The organism is Lacisediminihabitans profunda, from assembly GCF_008040105.1.
GTDB lineage: Bacteria > Actinomycetota > Actinomycetes > Actinomycetales > Microbacteriaceae > Lacisediminihabitans > Lacisediminihabitans profunda.
Genome location: NZ_VRMG01000005.1, coordinates 187,138 through 207,755 on the forward strand (window position 1 = coordinate 187,138; position 20,618 = coordinate 207,755).

Consider the following 20,618-nt stretch of genomic DNA (forward strand, 5'->3'; position numbering starts at 1 on the left):
ACGTAACACGCCACGGCTAGCGCCAGCCGGGCAGCCAGTAGTGCGCCTGCGAGAACCAGGTGGGGATCTGCAGACCGATCCACACCGGGTAGAAGAAGGCGCTCACGAGCACGGCGAGCACCAGGAACACCGCCACGATGCGGATGCCGCGCAGCCGTCGCCAGGGCGGGTCCGTGCGCGACCCGAGGATCAGGCCGATGACGAAGACGAGGCCGAGGAACATGTACGGCTCGAAGATGATCGCGTAGAACTGGAACACGGTGCGCTGCGTGTAGAGCAGCCAGGGCAGGTAGCCGGCGACCATGCCCATCAGGATGAGGCCCACCCGCCACTCGCGGTAGCGGATGAGCCGGTAGACGAGATAGAAGATCGCCGCGGTCGCCGCGTACCAGACGAGCGGGTTCGCGATCGAGGTGATGTACTGGGCGCAACCGCCGGCCAGAGTGCAGCCGCCCTGGCCCTGGGCCTGCCCCTCGTAGAAGAAGGCCGTCGGCCGCTGGAGGAAGAGCCAGCCGAGCGGATTGGCGGAGTACGAGTGCACCGCGTGCTCGTTGACGTTGAAGTCGTAGACGCTCTGCTGGTAGTGCCAGAAGCTCTGGATCGAGTGCGGCACCCACGAGAACGTCCCGGTCGCCGCGTTACCCGGCGCGTCTGCGAAGTCGCGAAAGTAGCCGCCGTAGGTGCGGAACCAGCCGAACCAGCTCGCGAGATAGGCCGCCACGGCGATCGGGACGGTGAGCAGGAAGGTGACCGGCGCCTGGCGGAACACGACTCCGCTCGCCCAGAACGCGATCCCGGCCCGGCGACGCGCGACGGCGTCGACGACGAGGGAGTAGATCGCGAACGCGGCGAGAAAGTACAGGCCGCTCCACTTCGTGGCGCTCGCGAGTCCGAAGGCGAGTGCGGCGGCGACGAGCCACGGGCGCAACCACAACGCGGGACCCCAGTCGGTGCTTCGACCGGCAGCCGTCCTGGCCGCCATCCACGCGGAGAGCCTCGACGCGCTCTGCGAGCGGTCGAGCAGGATCGCCCAGAAGCCCGCGAGGGTGAGAATCATCACGAAGTTGTCGAGCAGCGAGGTGCGGGACATCACGATGGCGTGGCCGTCGATCGCCATCAGCCCGCCCGCGATCGTCGCGAGCACCGTCGACTTGACGAGGGCGCGGGCGATCATCGCCAGCATGAACACCGCGAGGATGCCGGCGACGGCGGTACTGATGCGCCAGCCGACGCTGCTCTCCGCGCCCAGCGCCCGCAGGCCGAGCGAGATGAGCCATTTCCCGAGGGGCGGATGCGCGACGTACGACCCGACGGACGAGTAGATGTCGACCTTGCCGGCGTTGAAGCTCTTGTCGGCGTCCGCCGGCCACGACCCCTCGTAGCCGAGGTTCATGAGCGTGTAGGCGTCCTTCACGTAGAAGGTCTCGTCGAAGACGAGGGAGTGCGGATCGCCGAGCCGCCAGAGCCGCAGCACGGCGGCGAGGAGGGTGACGGCGATCGGGCCGCCCCAGTACCAGAGGCGCTGCCGCAGCGGTGTGCCGAGCATCCGCCCCCACCAGGCGTCGATTCGGGTCAGCGGGTGCCCACCAGCCGTCGCGTCGTCCATCGGCTTCTCGGGCGTCCCCCCGGCGGCGGGGGCCACGAGCGCGTCGAAGCCGGCGTCTGGTCTGGTCACAGAGCAATGCTAGGGGAGTGAAGCGGTGAGAACCGGGATGGGAGGATGGGGCAATGATCATCCTCGCCGCGACTCCGATCGGCAATCTCGGCGACGCCTCCCGACGCCTCGTGGAGGCTCTCGGCAACGCCGAGGTCATCGCCTCGGAGGACACCAGGGTCACCATCCACCTCATGCGCGCCCTGGGCATCGACAACCGACCGCGGCTGATCGCCCTGCACGAGCACAACGAGGTGGCCAAGGCGGCCGAGATCGTGGAGCTCGCGCGGGACATCGATGTGCTCGTGCTCACCGACGCCGGAATGCCGGCCATCAGCGACCCCGGCTTCTCGATCGTGACGGCGGCGGTCGCGGCCGGCGTCACCGTCACCGCGCTGCCCGGCCCCTCCGCGGTCATCACCGCCCTCGCCGTGTCCGGCCTGCCGACCGACAGGTTCACCTTCGAGGGGTTCCTGCCCCGCAAGGGCCGGCTCGCCTTCCTGCGCACGCTCGCGCGGGAAACGCGAACCATGGTCTTCTTCGAATCGCCCAATCGCCTGGCCGGGGCGCTCGGCGACATCGCGACGGCCCTCGGCGACGACCGCCGCGTCGCCGTCTGCCGGGAACTCACGAAACTGTACGAGGAGGTTCGCCGCGGAACCGCCGCGGAACTCGTCGCCTGGGCGGCCGCCGGGGTGAAGGGCGAGATCTGCATCGTCGTGGAGGGCGGGGCGACCCAGCAGGTGGATCTCGCGACCGGCATCGGCCAGGTGCTGGCGCTGGTGGAGTCCGGTTTTCGGCTAAAGGAGGCCGCGGCGGAGGTGGCCGAGGCGACGGGCCTCGGCAAGCGCGACCTTTACGAGGGGGCGCTCAGCTCGCGCTGAGCCTCCGGCTCACCATTTGTTCCCGTTTGTCAGGCCTGTGCCGGGGCGACGGGGAACATACCTGACAAAGGGAAACAATCACGCGGGCGGGCGGGCGCCGGGCGCGCTTAGCTCGCGCTGAGCCTCTCGATGTCGCTCGCGCGCAACACGAGATCCGCGGCGAGGGCGGAGTCGGTGATGCTCTCCGGGCGACGCGCGCCGGGGATCGGGATCACACAATGGCCGAGCGCGAGTTCCCACGCGAGGGTGACCCGCTGCGGGCTCACCCCGAGCTCCTCCGCGATCTCGGCGAACGCCGGATGGTCGGCGAAGACGTCCGCGCCTCGCCCGGCACCGCCGAGGGGGCTCCAGGGCAGGAAGGCGATCTCTCGCTCGACGCAGTAGTCGAGCTCTCCCTCGCTCGACCGGTAGGCCGGGGAGAACTGGTTCTGCACCGACACGAGCCGACCGCCGAGCACATGGTCGGCGAGGGCGATCTGCTTGAGGTTGGCATTGGAGATTCCGGCCATCCGGATCACGCCCTCGTCCATGAGCTCGCGGATGGCGCCGATCGACGTCTCGTAGGAGACCCCGGGGTCCGGGCGATGAAACTGGTAGAGGCCGATCGTGTCCACGCCGAGTCGGCGTCGCGACTCCCTGGCCGCCTGCTTGAGGTGGGCGGGGGAGCCGTCCCGGTCCCACGGTCCGCCATCGCGGTGCACGAGCCCGCCCTTCGTCGCGACGAGCACGCCGGAGGTGTCGCCGGGCCAGGAGGCGAGCGCCTCCGCGACGAGGGTCTCGTTGTGGCCCTGCCCGTCGGCATCCGTCGTGTAGGCGTCGGCCGTGTCGATGAGGGTGATGCCGGCGTCGAGGGCGGCATGGATGGTGCGGATCGCCTGGGGGCGCTCGGGCCGACCCTCGATCGACAGGGGCATCGCGCCGAGCCCGATCGCGCTCACCTTCGTGTCGCCGATCCTGCGATATCTCATGCCGCAAGCCTAGGGCGGCCCCGACCGGTGCACGGCTGATGGCGACTCGCGACAGGTAGACCGAATTTTCTGCCCCCTCTTGTGGTTACTTTTCCTCACGATTAGGGTCGCGTCTGTGCGGTTTCGCGCTTCATGCCTTGTGCTCAGGAAGGATTGTGGATGACCATTTTCGCGCGCCCGGGGGCGTCCTCACGAAGGATCGTCGCCATCGTGGCCACGGCGGCTGCCGTCGTCGCCCTGTCATTCACGGGAGTCTCGGCGGCCACCGCCGCGGATCGAGTCCCGTTCTCCGGCTCCGTGCCGTCGTGGGCGAAGACCGCCAACGACGCCGGAGCGCCGGCCGCCGACACCACGGTGGAGGGTGAGATCTACCTGCCCCTGCGCAACGCGGCGGCGGCCGAGGCGCTCGCGGTCGCGGTGTCCACTCCCGGTGCGCGGGGCTACCGCCAGGCGCTCACTCCGCAGCAGTGGATCCAGCGGTTCTCCCCGACCCAGGCCGACCTGAACGAGGTGGTGAACTACCTCACGGCGCAGGGCCTCACGATCAGCGCGGTGCCGGCCAGTCGGCAGTTCGTCGTGTTCCGGGGCACGGCCGCCCAGCTCAACGCGGGCTTCGCCACCGATCTCCACACGTACAACTACGCCGGCCAGAGCCTCGTCGCGCCGGCCGCCGCACCCTCCGTGCCCGCCGCTCTCGGCGCCAAGGTCTCCGGTGTCAGCCTCGACCAGGCCCGTTTTCTCACCAGGCCGCACTCGATCAGGCAGGGCGATCTCGGCGCTGCAGACGGCGTGCGGGCCTTCGGTCGCCAGGCTGCCGTCACCCCCACGATTCCCGCCCCCTGCTCGACCTACATCGGCGAGAACACGGTCACGGTGCCGCAGGTCTACGGCGAGACCCAGCTCAGCACCAACATCTGCGGATACACCCCGGCCCAGCTGCGGTCGGCCTACGGGCTCGACTCGCTCGCCAAGTCGGGCGTGAACGGAGCCGGCCAGACCGTGGCCATCCTCGATGCCTACGCGTCGCCGTCGATCGTGAGTGACGTCAACACCTACTCGGCCGCTCTCGGCGAACCGGGCCTCACCTCGGCGACCTACCAGCATATCGTGCCGGCGCCGAGCGAGTTCAAGGACCAGGCGGCCTGCGGATTCCCGAGCGGCTGGCAGGGAGAGCAGACCCTCGACGTCGAGTCGGTGCACGGCATCGCCCCCGGAGCCAGGATCCTCTACGTCGGCGCCTTCAACTGCGGCGGCGGCCTCGATGTCGCACTGGCGAAGGTGCTCGACAACAAGCTCGCCACCATCGTGAGCAACAGCTACGGCAACCTCGGCGAGGCCATCCCCTTCGACGCTCTCAAGGGCGCGGAGAACCTGCACATCCAGGCGGCCGGCGAGGGAATCGGGCTCTACTTCTCGAGCGGCGACAACGGTGACGAGGTCGCCAACCTCGGCTTCGCGTCGCCCGACTTTCCCGCATCCTCGCCGTACGTGACGGCGGTGGGCGGCACGAGCCTCGGCATCGACAAGGCCGGCAAGATCGCCCTCGAGACCGGATGGGGCGACACCGCCGACGTGATCACGTCGACCGCCGGAGTGCTGGCGTACACCGAGACGCCCCCCGGAACCCTGTTCCTCGGCGGAGCGGGCGGCGGAACGAGCGGTGTCTTCAAGGCCCCCGCCTACCAGCGCGGAATCGTGCCGGCGTCGCAGGCGAAGGGCTACCGGGTGTCGCCGGACATCGCGGCGCTCGCCGACCCGTACACCGGCTTCTCGATCGGCATCAGCCCGATCGTCGACGACACGTCGCTCGAGACCGGCGCCTTCGAACGCGACACCTACGGAGGCACGTCGCTCGCGTCGCCGATCGTGGCCGCGCAGATCGCGATCGTGCAGCAGGCGACCCACACCTCGATCGGGTTCGCCAACCCGACCCTGTACGGGCTCGACCGCGTGCTGCCGTCCTCGTTCCGCGACGTGCTTCCGCAGGATCCGCGTCAGGCTCTCGTCTACACCAGCGCCAGGAGCGGGCGCAGCTTCCTGATCAGCCTCGACACCGACACGTCGCTCACCACGGCGAAGCGGTACGACAACGTGACGGGCATCGGAGGAGTGACCTTCGGGCTGCTGACGCTGCTCGCACAGGGCAGGCACTGACCGCGTCACCGTGATCCGGCGATCGGGCGCGCCCACCGGGGGCGCCGCCCGATCGCCGATCTCGCCACCGGCGAACGCCGACGCACGTAACACTCCCCGACCGGCGAATAGACTGGGCCCATGGCCGCCGGTGATTCCTTCTATATTGCGACGCCCATCTTCTATGTGAACGATGTGCCGCACATCGGTCACGCGTACACCGAGGTCGCCGCCGATGTTCTCGCGCGCTGGCACCGCCAGGCCGGCGACGACACCTGGCTGCTCACCGGCACCGACGAACACGGCCAGAAGATCCTGCGCACGGCCGTCGCCAACGACACGACGCCGAAGGCCTGGGCGGACAAGCTCGTCGCGGACGCCTGGCTGCCGCTGCTCAAGACCATCAACATCGCCAACGACGACTTCATCCGCACCACGGACCCGCGCCACGAGAGCGCCGTCACGATCTTCCTGCAGAAGCTCTACGACGACGGGTTCATCTACTCCGGCGAGTACGAGGGCTACTACTGCGTGGGCTGCGAGGAGTACAAGCAGATCGACGACCTGATGGAGCTGCCGAGCGGCGACTACGCCGGCAAGCTGCTCTGCAAGATCCACTCGATCCCCGTCGAGGTGCTCAAGGAGAAAAACTACTTCTTCCGCATGAGCGACTTCGAGCAGAGGCTGCTCGACCTCTACGAGTCGCAGCCGGACTTCATCCAGCCGGAGAGCGTGCGCAACGAGATCATCCAGTTCGTGAAGTCCGGGCTCGACGACCTCTCCATCTCGAGGTCCAGTTTCGACTGGGGCATCAAGATCCCGTGGGACCACAGCCACGTGCTCTACGTGTGGTTCGACGCGCTGCTCAACTACATCACCGCGATCGGCTATGGCACGGACGAGGCGAACTTCGACCGCCGCTGGCCGGCCGTGCAACTCGTCGGCAAGGACATCGCCCGGTTCCACGCGGTGATCTGGCCCGCCATGCTCATGGCCGCCGGGCTGCCGACACCCCGTCGGGTGTTCGGCCACGGCTGGCTTCTCGTCGGCGGCGAGAAGATGTCCAAGTCGAAGCTCACCGGAATCGCTCCGTCGCAGATTACCGACACCTTCGGCGTCGACGCGTTCCGCTACTACTTCATGCGCGCCATCAACTTCGGCCAGGACGGCTCGTTCAGCTGGGAAGACCTCTCAGCGCGCTATCAGGCCGAGCTCGCGAACGGTTTCGGCAACCTGTCGTCCCGCGTGATCGCGATGCTGACCCGCTACCGGGCGGGCGAGATCCCGACCGGCGTCACCCTGACCGAGGCCGACGAGGCGATCTTCGCCGCCTCGGCACGAGCGACGGCCGAGGCGGATGCCGCCATCGAGCGACTGGCGATCCACGAGGCGCTCGCCGCCATCTGGACTCTGGTCGACGACCTCAACGGCTACATCACGATCCAGGAGCCGTGGGCCCTGGCCAAGGACCCCGCGAACGCTGGCCGGCTCGACGCGGTGCTCTTCACCGCGTTGCGGGGGCTCGGCACGCTCGCCGTGCTGCTGTCGCCGTTCGTTCCGGACGCGGCGGAGAAGCTGTGGTCGGCGATCGGTGGCGTCGGCGTGGTCCAGGCACAGGACGTGCGCGCCGCGTTCGACTGGGCCGGCGGCCCGACCGTCACGCCGTTGGAAAGCTCGCTGTTCCCGCGCATCGAATCGCCGGAGCCCGCGGCCGCCTCCTAGCCGTGCCGCCCAGGCAGGTTGGTTGATCGGGTGCGACGACTCGCTTCAGTCGGTGCACGTGCGCGAGGTTTTTGTGTCCTACACCGGTCACCGGTCGCGGCGACGATGCTCGCCGGAAGCTGGACCTTCTCGGCCCTTTAGCTGTTAGCTGTGCCGCCCGCGTCGGTCGGGCCGTGTTCTGCAGGACGGGCCCCGGAGGCTTGGTCGCCTACCCCACAGACTCCAGTTGTGCAGGACACCTTCTGCAGGACAGCAGGACACGGCAGGGGTGTGGCGACCCGGACGGTCCCGGTCTGCAGACGCTCCCGTCGGTTCTGCACCTATCGTCCTCGCTATCCGCCGGAGACGTCCTGCACAACCCGTCCTGCACAACTGGAGTCTGTGGGGCGGGCACCCGTGGACGCCGGAGATGTCCTGCACAACGCGTGCCAGGGCAAGGGAGTGCCGCACAGTGGCGGAGACAGGCGGCCCGGGGTCAGCTGGTTAACCAACGCTGGGCAGTACACCTCGCGCGCCACGTTGACGACTGCTCGATCCCGTCGCAGACTGGCACTCGGTGGCAGAGCGGCCGCCGGTGAGCAGTGAGGATGCCCGATGCCCCAGGCCGTCAGATTCTCGAAGTACGGCGGCACCGAGGTGCTCGAACTCGTCGAGGTGGATGCCCGCCCGCCTGGTCGCCGCGAGGTGCAGGTGGCCGTGGTGAGCGCTGCCATCAACCCGGGGGAGATCGCGATCCGCGACGGTCGCGTGCGGGAGGTGTTCCCCGCACACTTCCCGGAGGGGCAGGGCAGCGACTTCGCCGGAATCGTCACCGCGGTCGGCGAGGGGGTCGACTTCCCGCACGTCGGCGAGGAGGTCATCGGGTTCTCGGACGGCCGGAACGCCCAGGCGGAGTACGTGACGATCGATGCGGCGCGCGTCATTCCGAAACCGCACGGGGTCGGCTGGAACGAGGCGGCGAGCCTCTTCGTGGCCGGCACCACGGCCCGCGCCTGCATCGTGGCGGTCGACGTGCGCCCCGGGGACACCGTGGTGGTCGCGGGCGCCGCCGGAGGGGTGGGGGTGATCGCCACCCAGCTCGCTGTGCTCGCCGGCGCAGCCGTCGTGGCGACCGCGAGCGAGGAGAATCACGCCTTCCTGCGGAGCGTTGGCGCCATCCCGGTGGCCTACGGCAAGGGTCTGGCCGACCGCATCCGCAGGATGGTGCCCGACGGCGTCGACGCCTTCATCGACGCGCACGGCGAGGGGAACGTGCAGGTGGCGGTCGAGCTCGGTGTGCCACGGGACCGCATCAACACCATCGCTGACTTCGCGGCGAAGAAGAAGTACGGGGTGAAGGCGGCCGGGATGTCCACGGTGCAGCCCAGGGAGGCCCTCACCGAACTGGCCAGGCTGGTGGCGAACGGCGAGCTGAAGATCCCGGTCTACGCCACCTATCCGCTCGACAAGGTGCGCGCCGCCTACGAGCGTCTCGCGGCCGGGCACGGCCTCGGCAAGATCGTGCTCGAGGTGCGGCCCGCCGACTCGCTGTGACCGAGCGGCGGAGGCACGCCGGGTAAGATTCGGGGATGCCCGCGCTGGAGAACTCCCAAGGCCCGATCCGCCGGCGTGACACCTCGTCGGAGCAGGCCAAGACCCGCGACCTGAGCTATCCGCCCCTGCCCGAGGCCCTCGTGGTCGCGGTCTACGACAACCACACGCACCTCGAAATCGCCGACGGCGAAGATCCGCTCGACTACCGCGAACAGCTCGACCGAGCGTCGAGCGTCGGCGTGCGCGGGGTGGTGCAGGTGGGTGGTGACCTCGAGACGTCCCGCTGGTCGGCGGAGATGGCGGGGCGGGAACCGCGGATGCTCGCGGCGGTGGCCATCCATCCGAACGAGGCGCCGCGGTACGAGGAGGAGGGCACCCTCGACGCCGCGATCGCGGAGATCGACGAGCTCGCCGGGCGACCACGCGTTCGCGCCGTGGGAGAGACCGGGCTCGATTTCTTCCGCACCCCCGAGCACGGCCGCGCTGCCCAGTACAAGTCGTTCGAGGCGCACATCGCCATTGCCAAAAAGCACGACATCGCGATGCAGATCCACGACCGCGACGCCCACTCCGAGGTGATCGCCACCCTGCGCCGCGTGGGCGCGCCGGAGCGCACGGTGTTCCACTGCTTCTCCGGAGACGCGGACATGGCGAGGCTCTGCGCGGACAACGGCTGGTACCTCTCCTTCGCCGGCACGGTCACCTTCAAGAACGCGACGAACCTCCGCGAGGCGCTCGAGGTGATTCCGCGCAGCCAGATCCTGGTGGAGACGGATGCGCCGTTCCTCACCCCGGCGCCGTATCGGGGGCGACCGAACGCCCCCTACCTGATCCCGCTCACGCTGCGCTTCATGGCCGACCATCTGGGCACCGACGTGTCGATGCTCGCCGCTCAGATCTCCTCCAACACCGAACTCGTCTACGGCAGCTGGGATGCCGAACCGGTGACCCAGGAACAGGGTTCGCCCTACGACGAGGCCGTCGACTCGTCCGAACTCGCGTGAACGGGGAACTCGATGACTGAGCAGTCGAAGCTGTTGGGGCCCGCGGAGATTCGCGACCTCGCCGAGTTGCTGGACATCCAGCCCACCAAGAAGCTCGGCCAGAACTTCGTCATCGACGCCAACACCGTGCGCCGGATCGTGAAGGCGTCCGGGGTGAGCGCCGGCCAGACCGTGGTGGAGGTGGGGCCGGGCCTCGGATCCCTCACCCTCGGCCTGCTCGAGGTCGGGGCGTCGGTGGTGGCGGTCGAGATCGACAGGAGACTCGCCGCGCAGCTGCCGGTGACGGTGGAGCTGTTCCGGCCGGGTGCGCCGCTCACCGTGATCACGGCGGACGCCATGACGATCACCGAGCTGCCGGGGGAGCCGACGTCCCTCGTCGCGAATCTGCCGTACAACATCTCGGTGCCGGTGCTGCTGCACTTTCTCGAGTACTTTCCGCAGATCGCCTCCGGCCTCGTCATGGTTCAGTCCGAGGTGGGGCAGCGGATCGCGGCCACGCCGGGGTCCAAGATCTACGGGAGCCCGAGCGTGAAGGCCGCCTGGTACGGAGTGTGGCGCACGGCCGGGCAGGTGAGCCGGCAGGTCTTCTGGCCGGTGCCCAACGTCGACTCGATTCTCGTGCGTTTCGAACGGCGCGAACAGCCGGGCACCGAATCGGAGCGTCTCGCGACCTTCTCTCTGATCGACGCGGCGTTCCAGCAACGGCGCAAGATGCTTCGGCAGTCGCTCTCGGTCGTACTCGGTTCGAGTGCCGAGGCATCCGCCCGGCTGGAGGCCGCCGGGGTCGCCCCGACGGCCCGCGGTGAGGAACTCACGGTGCTCGATTTCCTGTCGATAGCGCGGTCCGGTGCGTAGGGGGCGGTCGAGCGGGTCGGCTAGGTTGGAGTAATGACCACCGCGGCCGCTCCGAAGGTGGTTCACGCGCGGGCACCGGGCAAAATCAATGTTTTCCTCAAGGTTGGCGCCCTGCTCGAGGACGGCTACCACGACGTCGCGACCGCCTACCAGGCGGTGTCGCTCTGCGAAGACGTTCGGGCCTCGGCGGCGGACGACTTCTCGGTGACCTTCACCGGCCCGATCGACTCCTCGAAGCTCGCCACCGGCGGAACGAACCTCGCGATCAAGGCGGCGCGGTTGCTCGCCCGCAAGGCCGGGTACCGCGGGGGCGTTCACCTCGAGATCGAGAAGCACGTGCCGATCGCCGGCGGAATGGGGGGCGGATCGGCGGATGCCGCGGCGACGCTCCTCGCCTGCGACGCGCTCTGGGGCACCAACCTCTCGCGCGAGGACCTCCTGGACCTTGCCCAGCAACTCGGATCGGACGTCCCGTTCGCGTTCATCGGCGGCACCGCCATCGGCACCGGTCGCGGCGACCAGCTGAGCCCGGCCCTTGCCAAGGGCCAGTTCCAGTGGGTGCTCGCCTTCGCGGACTTCGGCATGAGCACGCCTCTCGTCTACAGCGAACTCGACCGGCATCGCGACCGGCACTCGCAGGACATCTTCCCGGCGGCCGTGCAGCCGCAGGTGGACGCCAACGTTCTTCAGGCGCTGCGTGCCGGCGACCCGCACATGCTCGCCGAGGTATTGCACAACGACCTGCAGGCCCCCGCGCTGCACCTCGAGCCCGAACTCGCCCGGGTGATCGAACTCGGCGAGGAGAACGGCGCGCTCGCCGGAATGATCTCGGGTTCCGGCCCCACCGTCGCGTTCCTCGCGGCGAACCTCGACAGCGCGCTCGAACTGCAGATCGCCCTGAGCGCGGCCCGGCTCACCGTCGTGCGCGCGACGGGCCCGGTTCACGGCGCCCGCATCCTCAGCGCCTGAGCCGTCCGCCCCGCCGAGTCGGGGCAAGTGGCCGGTCTTCCGGCCCGAATGCGGCCGGTTGCCCCGATTCGAGGCGCGCGATGCGACACGGAAGGGCGGTCAGCGGCGATAGCGGGTCACGGTGACGCCCGTGAATGCCCACTCGGAGTCGACCCGGTAGCCGAGCCCCTCGAGCGTGCGGGTCACGCTCGGCCGCCAGTCCTGCTTCGTGCTCGTGATCAGCCACACGACGGAGGCCTCGTCGAGCCGAGAGGTGACCTGCTCGAGCGGATACCGGGTCTCCCAGAGCCTGCCGGTCTCGGCGGCCGGGGTCTTGAGTCTCACGTCGATGAGCCCGGCGAAGGCGTCGGGGTAGGAGACCGCGATCACGCGGGTCGTGGCGGTGGCGTGCCGTCGCACCGGTCCGTAGATCACCGCCTGCGGCGTGCTCATCGGCTCGCTCGATCGCTCGGAGGAGACGAGCTCGGCGACATCGCTCCACGTCGACTCCTGTTTGGCCTCCGGCGCCCGCTGCTCGAGGTACTGAGGCAGGGCGAGGGCAACGGATGCCGCGATGACGACCGCGATGAGGCGGCGACGGCGGAGGGCGGCCACGGCCACCGCCATGAGCGCCGCCGCCGCGGGCGCGACGAAGGTGAGGTAGCGCGGCGAGTACAGGGGCGAGACGAGAGCCGACGCGACGAGGAGGCCGATCGTGGGGACGACGATCCACGGCAGGGTGATCGCCAGCAGCGAGGGTCCGGGCGGCGACACCTCCTGCCGGGTCGGCTGTGCACGCGACTGGCGCACCGCCCGCACGGCGAGCAGCACGGTCCCGAGGGCGACGAGGGTCCAGCCCACGGCCGCGAAGGGCGGGTTTTTGTAGAACAGCTGGGTGACGAGGATGCCGCGCAGGGTGGTCGCGCCGATCGGATCGATCCAGCTCACCTGCCCGGACTGCGCGACGACGACCGCGGCGAAGGGGAGCACGAGAGCGGCGGCGGAGGCGGAGGCGGCGGCCCAGCAGCCGAGCGACCGCGCGGCGGAACGCCCGGCGCCGGTGGGTGGTGAGCCATCGCGCCTCGCGGCCCACCAGGTGAGGGCGGCCGTGACGCCGTGCGCCGCCACGATCAGGGCGAGGTAGGCGAAGAAGACGGTGCTGAGCGCCGCGAGGAGACCGTAGGCCACCCACCAGCGAGCGCGGGTGGATCGGCAGGCGGTGACGAAGAGGGTGGTGAGCGCCACGGCGAGCAGAGCCGTCGCGGCGTAGGAGCGGCCCTCGGCCCCGGCCCAGGTGATCCTGGGCAGCAGCTCGAGCAGGAGGCCGGCCAGCACGGCGATGCGGCCGGTCACGAGTCGGCGAACAAGCAGCACGGTGAGGGCGCCGGTCGCCCCGGTCGCGAGGGCGCTGGGCAGGCGGAGGGTGAATGGCGTGTAGCCGACGAGGTCGAACCAGAGGTGCATCCCCCCGTAGTAGAGGCCGTGCACGGCGTCGACGTGGGCGAGCAGGCTCCACAGCTGGGGCCAGCTTCGACCGGTCGCGGAGATGGTGGCCGCCTCGTCGTACCAGATCGAGGGCTGCCAGGAGAGGAACGCGGACAGCACGACCCCGAGGGCGCCGATGGCGACCGGGCCGAGCCAGCGCCGGGGTCGAGCCGGCGTGGAGCTCGCCGTGGCGGAGGGGGCCTGGCGTTCGAGAACGCTCATCCGGTGACCGCCTTTCGGGTTGGGGTGCCTGCGGCGCTCTCGTGGCAGCCGCGCGCGGGGCGGGGCGGATGACGCAGCGGCTACCGGGGCGAGGCCCGGCGGCGGGACGCCGCCCGAGCGACCGGGCTCCCCAGGCGGGCCCGGCCATCCGGACCGGTGCGCCAGAGGGCCATCGCCACGATGACGACGATCGCCACCGAGATCGCGACCTGAGAGACCGCATGGGACGGGATGAGCAGCCGCACGGTGAGCGCGAGGGGCACGGCCGACCACTCCCAGCGCCCGCTCAGCGCGATGAACGGCACGAGCAGCAACGCGTACCAGGGGTAGCGCGGACTCACGATGAGCAGCGTCGTGCCGATCATCACCACCTGGCCGAGCCAGGGCCGTTCCGGGTCGGTCTTCCACCAGACGAGCACCGCCGTGACGGCGAGCAGCAGCGCCGCGACGGCGAGGGCGGCGGCCGTCGGCACGAACAGGGTCACCAGGGTGAAGCGACTCCCGCTGTTGTAGCCCTCCTCGGAGAGGTAGCCGGGCAGGTAGCCGAGCACCGCGATGCCGGTGGTGGCCAGATAGGGCAGGTAGAGCAGCGCGAAGGTCACGATCGCCGCGGTCGCCACCTTCCACGGCTGTCGCCGGAGCAGCGCGGGCGCCGCGATCATCGGGATGAGCTTGGCCGCGATGGCCGCGCCGAGCGCGATTCCGCCGCGAAAGCGCAGGCCGCGGGCCGCGGCGAGGGTGGCCACGACCACGAGCAGGGCCCCCAGCACGTCGATGTGCGAGTTCGTCACCGCCTCGGTGGCCACGAGCGGGCTCCACGCCCACAGCGCCGCCCAGCGCGGGTCGATCCCGCGGCGCCGCATCGCCGCGATGAGCAGCAGCGTGATGCCGACGCTCATCAGCAGGCCCGTGAGTTGCAGCGGCCAGTACTCGGCGCCCGGACCCGTGACGAAGCGCACCGCGGCGAAGAACAGCTCGCTCGTCGGCGGATAGATGGTCGGCACCGTCGGCCGGTTGAGGGCGGTGCAGAACACCTCGTGCGACGGCAGCGAAGACGTGAGCTGGGTGCGCGGCTGGGTGCAGCGGTGGCTTCCGTCGGCGTTCTCGACGGCGGCGGGAAACAGCCAGTCCGGCCGCAGGTCGGCGAGCGCCTCGTCGACCGGCACGTAGCGGTACGGCGAGATCCCGGCGTTCTGCACGATGCCGTCCCAGGCATAGCGGGCCGAGTCCGTGCTCGTGTTGGGCGGACCGGCCAACGCCGCTCCGCCGAGCAGCACCGATCCGGCGATGACGAGCGCGACGGCCGCCCGCGTCGGCACCCTCCGCAGCAGAACGACTGCCGCGGCGAAGAGAACCCAGAGTGCGGTGGTCGTCGCGAGGAGCGCGAGGGGCCTGCCGCTGTCGAAGTAGCCGAGGGCCGCGACCGAGACGGCGGTGATCGCCGCCATCGCGGCGAGCAGCAGGGAAACGATAGCGATTCTCACCCGCCCCATCCTGTCGCACCGAGGGTGCGGTCGACCGGCGGCCGGAGGGTGCCGTTCCCGGACCGTAAGATTTGGCACGCCGTGTGGCGGTACTCGGGATGCTCAAATTGGAGCATGCGCCGCCTCCTCCTCGATGCCCGACGGATCCTCCGCGCGCCGTCGCGCAATCCGCGCTCGGCGGTGGTGCTCGGGCGACTGCTCGCCTTCGCCTTCCTCGTCTGCTTCGGCACCGGGCTGTACAGCCACTTCCTGCAGCAGCCGCTGCCGTGGATGGTGTTCGCCACCCGGCCGGCCTGGCTCTACCAACTCAGCCAGGGCATCCACATCACCGCCGGGATCGCCTGCTTCCCGCTCATCCTCGGCAAGCTCCACGCCGTGTTCCCCGAGCTCTTCCAGACCCCGCCCATCCGCGGGTTCGCGCACTTCCTCGAGCGGGCATCCATCGCCGTCTTCGTCGCGGCGTCGCTCGTGCAGATCGCCACCGGACTGCTCAACACCTACCAGTGGTACCCGTTTCCGTTCCCCTTCAAACAGGTGCACTTCGCCCTCTCGTTCGTGATGATCGGGTCGCTCGCCATCCACATCGCCGTGAAGCTCCCGGTGATCGCCCGCTACTGGACCCGCACGAACAGCTTCGACGCGGAAGGCAACCTCGTGCACGATGACGAGGGGAGCGCCGCGCCGGAGAAGGCCGCAACGGGACTGACCGGCCGGGTGCTGAACTGGATAGACACGGCGCCGCCGCGGGAACCCCGCGTCTCGAGGCGCGGCTTCGTCACCACGATCGGCATCGCGACCGCGGCGGTGGTGGGCCTCACCGCTGGCCAGTCCTTCCGCGCGCTCGACGGCCTCAACGTGTTCGCCCCGCGCAAGCAGGGCACCGGGCCGAACGCGCTGCCGGTGAACCGAACGGCGCGGGCCGCCCAGGTGACGAGCGATGACGTGGCGGCGGGCTGGGTGCTCACGGTCGCCCGCGGGTCGACCGCGAAGACCTTCAGCCTCGCGGACCTCGCCGCGCTGCCGCAGCATCGCGTGGATCTGCCGATCGCCTGCGTGGAGGGCTGGAGCCAGCTCGCCTCCTGGCGCGGCGTGCGGCTGCGCGACCTGATGGACAGCGTCGGCGCGCACCCCAACGAGGACCTGCGCCTCACCAGCCTGGAGAAGCGGGGCGGCTACCGCGTCACCGAGATGGGCGCGGAGTTCGTGCAGGACGACCTCACCCTCGTCGCTCTCGAACTCAACGGCGACCCACTCGACCTGGATCACGGCTATCCCGCCCGCATGATCGCGCCCGGTCGGCCCGGCGTGCTGCAGACCAAGTGGCTCTCGAAACTGGAGGTGATCTGATGAAGGCCTGGCGCACCGCCCTCGTCATTCTCGGAGTGCTGCTCACCGTGTACGGCGCGTACCTGATGCTCGACACGGTGAAGCCCGTGAAGATCGCCGGGGTGGCCCTGTGGTTTCTCGCCGCGCTCGTGCTGCACGACGGCATCGTCGCGCCGATCGTGTTCGGCGTGAGCGTCGCGCTGCGCAAGCTGGGCCGATCGATGCCGGTCGCCGTCCTCGTGATCATCCAGGCCGGTCTCGTCGTCGCGTCGGTGTTCGCGATCATCGTGCTTCCGGCCGTCTACAAGAAGACCCTGGGCACGAAGAACCCCACCGTGCTGCCGTTCGACTACGGCACGCGCCTCGTGATCGTCTGGCTGGTGGTCGCGGCGGTCACCGCGGTCGCGATCGCGACCTATCTGGCGATCGCGAAGCGGCAGAAGGCCCGGCCGTCGATCTCCCAGGCCTGATCGAGCACCAGCCCGACCCTCGAGGCGCGCGCGGTGAGCGCGTCGCGCCCGATCTCGGCCCACGGGAACTCGGCGCTCTGGTGGCCGTGGATGTCGATGATGGTGCCGTCGTAGCTGTGGTCGCGGAGCGGGTCGCGGTGAACCTCCACGATGACGATGCCCTCGGGGTCGAGGAGCTCGACACAGCGCGCGAGAAGCGCCGACGGGTCGCCGCCGATCCCGATGTTGCCGTCCACGAGGAGCGCGAGCTTCCAGGCGCCCTCCCGCGGCAAGCGCTCGAAGACCGAGCGGTTGAGCACGGTGAGGCCGGACTCCCGGGCGATCTCCACCGCCGTCGGCGAGACGTCGACGCCGAGGGCGGTGAGCCCGAGCATCATCGCGGCGCGCACCATTCGGCCGGGGCCGCAGCCGATGTCGAGGACGGCGCCGGTCGCTCCGGCGAGCAGGCTCATGTCGGTGATGTTCGCGAGGTCGTTCCAGCGCGAGATGTCCATGGATGAGGAGGGGGCGAGCGAGTCGGAGCTCGCGTCGCGGAGGTAGAGCACCTCGTCGTCGCGACGCAACGCGCGGGCGTACGGTTCGGCGCCGCCGGAGCCGAAGGTGCCGAACGCCGGGGCGCTCATCGTGTTCCCGCCACGCCGCCGAAGCCGGCCAGGGTCCGGGCGAAGCTGCCGTTCGGGGCGATCCCCGCGACGGCGTGCGCGTCGGCGATGGTGTCGACGTCGACGAGTTCGGGGAGCAGGCGCACCCGAAGGCCGGCGTCGGAGAGCCGGGCGAGCTGGAGGGCGCCGGTGTCGTCCCGCGACATCGGCACCCCGCGGATGAGGTCGCCGCGCGGGTCGGCGAGGGCGAGGGTCCAGTATCCGCCATCGTTCGCGAACCCGAGCCAGGCGTCCACATCGTCCGGCCAGTCCTCGAAGACCGGTGCGAGCATCCGCGCCTCAAGCTGGGGCGTGTCCATGCCGATCAGCACCGTCGGTCCGGAACATTGGTCGAAAATCGCTCCCAGTCGCACGTCAAGTTCCCCGCTCACTTGGTGGATCACTTCGTAGGACTCGGAGCCGAGCGGCGAATTGTCGCCATCGAACGCGAGAATTCGCCGGGAGGCCGGAAGGGCGGCCACGGCGGCGAGGGTGTCGGCGAGGCTCGCCGCGGCCAGGGTCGCGGCCTGCTCGAGCGTGAGCGGAGGGTGGAGGCGGGTCTTCACGTTGCCGGGGATGCACTCCTTGGCGATGAGGATGAGGGTGGTCACGCCCTCTCGCCCCTCAGCAGGCGCGACATGTCCTGCACCGCGATGACGGTGCCGCGGAGGGTGCCGGTCACCTTCGACCGGCCGACCCGTGGGGCGTACGGGGTGTCGATCTCGACGACGGCCCAGCCGGCCGAGGCCGCACGGAGAACCATCTCGAGCGGGTAGCCGCTTCGGCGGTCGCCGAGACCGAGCGAGAGCAGCGCCTCCCGGTTGGCGGCGCGCATCGGTCCGAGATCGTGCAGGCGGATGCCGGTGGCGGTGCGCATCAGCCTGGCGAGCGCGAGGTTGGCGATTCTCGCGTGCAGCGGCCAGGCGTGGGCGGCGGTGGGCCGTCGCCGACCGAGGGCCAGGTCGGCCGCGCCGCTCGTCACGAGTTCGACGAGCCCGACGAGGTCGGCGGGGTCCATCGAGGCGTCGGCGTCGCAGAAGGCCACGATCGGCGCGGTCGCGGCGAGCAGTCCGGCGTGCGCGGCCGACCCGAAGCCACGCCGAGCCTCGTGCACGACGATCGCGCCGCCGTCGGCCGCGATTTCGGCGGAGCGGTCGGAGGATCCGTTGTCGACGACGATGCCGCGGTAGCCCTCCGGCAGCCGCGAAAGCACCCACGGCAGGGCGCGTTCCTCGTTGAGGCACGGGAGCACGACATCGACCAAAGGGGTGGGCATCCCCTGAGCGTAGGAGACGGTGCGGCACGATCCGTGTCGAAAGTATTACGAACCGAAGACCGATTGGCGGGCGCCCCCGGGCTCGAGGCAATTCCGGCCGGAGGCGACCTATCCTGATGGAGTGTCCACCTCATCCACGGCCAGCCCCACGCGGCCGGACCCGCTTAAGGACCGTCGCGTCCTGGTGGTGGACGACGACCCCACCGTCTCGGAGGTCGTCTGCAGCTACCTGAGATCGGCCGGATTCCTCGTGGACGAGACCGCGGACGGGCTCAGCGCCGTGGAGATCGCCAGGCGCACCCGCCCCGATCTCATCGTGCTCGACCGCATGCTCCCCGGCATCGACGGGCTCGAGGTGTGCCGCCGCATCCGCGCCGACCGGGCGGTTCCCGTGATCATGCTCACCGCCCTGCGCGAGGAGGACGACCGCATCGGCGGCCTCGAGGCCGGCGCAGACGACTACCTGGCCAAGCCGTTCTCGCCCCGCGAACTCGTGCTGCGGGTGCAATCCATCCTGCGCCGCACCCTCGCGGAGTTCAGCCCGGAGTCGGCGGTGGACGTGGGCGAATTCCACCTCGACGTGTCATCGAGGCAAGTGTTCAGGCACAGAGCCGAACTCGCCCTCACCGTGCGCGAGTTCGACCTGCTCGCCTTCCTGATCAGGCACCCGCGCCAGGTGTTCAGCCGCGAGGAGCTGTTGCGCGCCGTGTGGGGCTGGGAGTTCGGCGACCTCTCCACCGTCACCGTGCACGTGCGCCGGCTGCGCGAGAAGATCGAACCTGACCCGGCGCATCCGAGCCTCCTCGCCACCGTCTGGGGCGTCGGCTACCGGTTCGACGCGGGGGAGGCGACGCCGTGATGAGTCTCGCCGACCTCGCCATCGTCTCGGCGATGGCCCTCGGCTGCGCCGTCGTGGTCGGGCTCGTCTCCCTGGTCGTGCTGCGGTTCATGTCCCGCGCCTCGCTCGTGCTCCAGCTCTGCGTGATCGCGCTCGCCGCCGTGCTCTCCATCGCCGGCGGCATGTGGCTCGCCGCGACGGCCATGTTCGTGACGCCGGGGGACCTCACCGTGCTGCTCTCGGTGGCGGTGATCGCCGGTGCGGTGTCGCTCGCGCTCGCCGCGCTGCTCGGCCGCTCGCTCGTGCGCAACAGCCGCCAGCTCATCGCGGCCGCCCGGAGGATCGGCACGGCCGAGGAACTCGAGGGCGGCGGGCGCCACAGCAACAACGAGTTCGCGGCCCTCGCCGACGAGCTGTCGGCCACCAGCCGGCGGCTCGCGGAGTCTCGGTCGCGCGAGGAGCGGGTGGAGAACTCCCGGCGTGAACTGGTCGCCTGGATCTCGCACGATCTGCGCACTCCGCTCGCGGGCATCCGCGCGATGGCCGAGTCGCTCGAGGACGGAATGGCGAGCGAGCCGGCACGCTACTACGCGCAGATGCGCACCCAGGTCGACCGGATGAGCGGCATGGTCGACGACCTCAACGAGCTCTCCCGCATCCACTCCGGCAGCCTGCGGCTCTCCCTGCAGAGCGTCTCGCTCTACGACCTGATCAGCGATGTCGTGGCGGAACTCGGCCCGTTCGCCCAGTCGCGGTCCATCGCGCTCGTGGGCGACGGCACACGCGAGCTCACCATCCTCGCCGACCCGCGCGAGCTCTCCCGGGTGGTGGGCAACCTCGTGATGAACTCCATCCAGCATTCGCCGGCCGGTAGCCCGATCACCGTGTCTGCGCGGGAGACCGAGGACGGCAACGCGATGATCTCGGTGATCGACGCGGCGGGCGGCATTCCCGAGAAAGACCTCGGCCGCGTGTTCGAGGCGGGCTGGCGGGCGAGCAACTCCCGAACCCCGGAGACCGCGACGGGCCGCTCGGGCGGCGCGGGCCTCGGCCTGGCCATCGTGCAGGGCATAGTGCACGCGCACAGCGGCCGGGTGGTCGTGCAGAACGTGCCGGGCGGATGCCGCTTCGACGTGTTCCTGCCCAAGATTCCGGTGACGGCATGAGTTCCGGAG

18 protein-coding genes are annotated in these 20,618 nt (G+C 70.0%); 11 read left to right on the plus strand and 7 right to left on the minus strand.

The window, feature by feature from the left end; all coding sequences use genetic code 11:
- Positions 1–16: 16 nt before the first annotated feature.
- Positions 17–1,675 carry a dolichyl-phosphate-mannose--protein mannosyltransferase gene (locus FVP33_RS05435; protein WP_246142184.1) on the minus strand — a complete coding sequence of 553 codons (1,659 nt, stop codon included), beginning with the start codon at positions 1,673–1,675 and terminating at the stop codon, positions 17–19.
- Positions 1,676–1,728: 53 nt separating this feature from the next.
- Between FVP33_RS05435 and rsmI the strand changes: the two genes are divergently transcribed.
- A complete protein-coding gene (gene rsmI, locus FVP33_RS05440) occupies positions 1,729–2,538 on the plus strand; it encodes a 16S rRNA (cytidine(1402)-2'-O)-methyltransferase (protein ID WP_147782625.1) in 810 nt (269 codons plus the stop codon).
- Between the two features lie 107 nt (positions 2,539–2,645).
- Here the strand turns inward: rsmI and FVP33_RS05445 are convergent, their stop codons facing one another.
- Complete coding sequence (locus FVP33_RS05445) at positions 2,646–3,506, minus strand: aldo/keto reductase (RefSeq protein WP_147782626.1); 861 nt, start codon at positions 3,504–3,506, stop codon at positions 2,646–2,648.
- A gap of 159 nt (positions 3,507–3,665) precedes the next feature.
- On the opposite strand from FVP33_RS05445, the gene FVP33_RS05450 reads away from it, so the two are divergent.
- The 6 genes from FVP33_RS05450 (at position 3,666) to FVP33_RS05475 (ending at position 11,722) form a co-directional block, all read left to right on the plus strand.
- Positions 3,666–5,660 carry a S53 family peptidase gene (locus tag FVP33_RS05450; RefSeq protein WP_147782627.1) on the plus strand — a complete coding sequence of 665 codons (1,995 nt, stop codon included), beginning with the start codon at positions 3,666–3,668 and terminating at the stop codon, positions 5,658–5,660.
- Between the two features lie 120 nt (positions 5,661–5,780).
- Positions 5,781–7,361, plus strand: a complete 1,581-nt coding sequence (gene metG, locus FVP33_RS05455; protein ID WP_147782628.1) for a methionine--tRNA ligase — start codon at positions 5,781–5,783, stop codon at positions 7,359–7,361.
- A 594-nt stretch (positions 7,362–7,955) separates the two neighbouring features.
- Complete coding sequence (locus FVP33_RS05460; protein ID WP_147782629.1) at positions 7,956–8,894, plus strand: NADP-dependent oxidoreductase; 939 nt, start codon at positions 7,956–7,958, stop codon at positions 8,892–8,894.
- A 35-nt stretch (positions 8,895–8,929) separates the two neighbouring features.
- Complete coding sequence (locus FVP33_RS05465; RefSeq protein WP_147782630.1) at positions 8,930–9,898, plus strand: TatD family hydrolase; 969 nt, start codon at positions 8,930–8,932, stop codon at positions 9,896–9,898.
- A 12-nt stretch (positions 9,899–9,910) separates the two neighbouring features.
- Complete coding sequence (gene rsmA, locus FVP33_RS05470) at positions 9,911–10,753, plus strand: 16S rRNA (adenine(1518)-N(6)/adenine(1519)-N(6))-dimethyltransferase RsmA (RefSeq protein ID WP_147782631.1); 843 nt, start codon at positions 9,911–9,913, stop codon at positions 10,751–10,753.
- 33 nt (positions 10,754–10,786) lie between these two features.
- Positions 10,787–11,722 carry a 4-(cytidine 5'-diphospho)-2-C-methyl-D-erythritol kinase gene (locus tag FVP33_RS05475; protein WP_147782632.1) on the plus strand — a complete coding sequence of 312 codons (936 nt, stop codon included), beginning with the start codon at positions 10,787–10,789 and terminating at the stop codon, positions 11,720–11,722.
- 99 nt (positions 11,723–11,821) lie between these two features.
- Here the strand turns inward: FVP33_RS05475 and FVP33_RS05480 are convergent, their stop codons facing one another.
- Together FVP33_RS05480 and FVP33_RS05485 are read right to left on the minus strand one after the other, a co-directional pair.
- Positions 11,822–13,408, minus strand: coding sequence for a glycosyltransferase family 39 protein (locus FVP33_RS05480; protein WP_147782633.1), 1,587 nt, complete (start codon positions 13,406–13,408; stop codon positions 11,822–11,824).
- 80 nt (positions 13,409–13,488) lie between these two features.
- Complete coding sequence (locus FVP33_RS05485) at positions 13,489–14,892, minus strand: glycosyltransferase family 87 protein (RefSeq protein WP_147782634.1); 1,404 nt, start codon at positions 14,890–14,892, stop codon at positions 13,489–13,491.
- Between the two features lie 114 nt (positions 14,893–15,006).
- Between FVP33_RS05485 and FVP33_RS05490 the strand changes: the two genes are divergently transcribed.
- A complete protein-coding gene (locus tag FVP33_RS05490) occupies positions 15,007–16,239 on the plus strand; it encodes a molybdopterin-dependent oxidoreductase (RefSeq protein ID WP_147782635.1) in 1,233 nt (410 codons plus the stop codon).
- Positions 16,239–16,688, plus strand: coding sequence for a hypothetical protein (locus FVP33_RS05495; RefSeq protein WP_147782636.1), 450 nt, complete (start codon positions 16,239–16,241; stop codon positions 16,686–16,688). The genes FVP33_RS05490 and FVP33_RS05495 overlap by 1 nt, the downstream gene beginning before the upstream one ends.
- On the opposite strand, the gene FVP33_RS05500 is transcribed toward FVP33_RS05495, so the two are convergent.
- The 3 genes from FVP33_RS05500 to FVP33_RS05510 are packed head-to-tail and all read right to left on the minus strand — an operon-like array spanning position 16,634 to position 18,605.
- Positions 16,634–17,311 carry a class I SAM-dependent methyltransferase gene (locus tag FVP33_RS05500; RefSeq protein WP_147782637.1) on the minus strand — a complete coding sequence of 226 codons (678 nt, stop codon included), beginning with the start codon at positions 17,309–17,311 and terminating at the stop codon, positions 16,634–16,636. The genes FVP33_RS05495 and FVP33_RS05500 overlap by 55 nt on opposite strands.
- Positions 17,308–17,940 (minus strand): TIGR04282 family arsenosugar biosynthesis glycosyltransferase, encoded by a 633-nt coding sequence (locus tag FVP33_RS05505; RefSeq protein WP_147782638.1) that lies wholly within the window; start codon positions 17,938–17,940, stop codon positions 17,308–17,310. The genes FVP33_RS05500 and FVP33_RS05505 overlap by 4 nt, the downstream gene beginning before the upstream one ends.
- Positions 17,937–18,605 carry a glycosyltransferase family 2 protein gene (locus FVP33_RS05510; protein WP_147782639.1) on the minus strand — a complete coding sequence of 223 codons (669 nt, stop codon included), beginning with the start codon at positions 18,603–18,605 and terminating at the stop codon, positions 17,937–17,939. The genes FVP33_RS05505 and FVP33_RS05510 overlap by 4 nt, the downstream gene beginning before the upstream one ends.
- Positions 18,606–18,726: 121 nt before the next feature.
- On the opposite strand from FVP33_RS05510, the gene FVP33_RS05515 reads away from it, so the two are divergent.
- Both FVP33_RS05515 and FVP33_RS05520 read left to right on the plus strand, forming a co-directional pair.
- Positions 18,727–19,464 (plus strand): response regulator transcription factor, encoded by a 738-nt coding sequence (locus FVP33_RS05515; protein WP_147782640.1) that lies wholly within the window; start codon positions 18,727–18,729, stop codon positions 19,462–19,464.
- Complete coding sequence (locus FVP33_RS05520; RefSeq protein ID WP_147782641.1) at positions 19,464–20,609, plus strand: sensor histidine kinase; 1,146 nt, start codon at positions 19,464–19,466, stop codon at positions 20,607–20,609. The genes FVP33_RS05515 and FVP33_RS05520 overlap by 1 nt, the downstream gene beginning before the upstream one ends.
- Positions 20,610–20,618 lie beyond the last annotated feature (9 nt).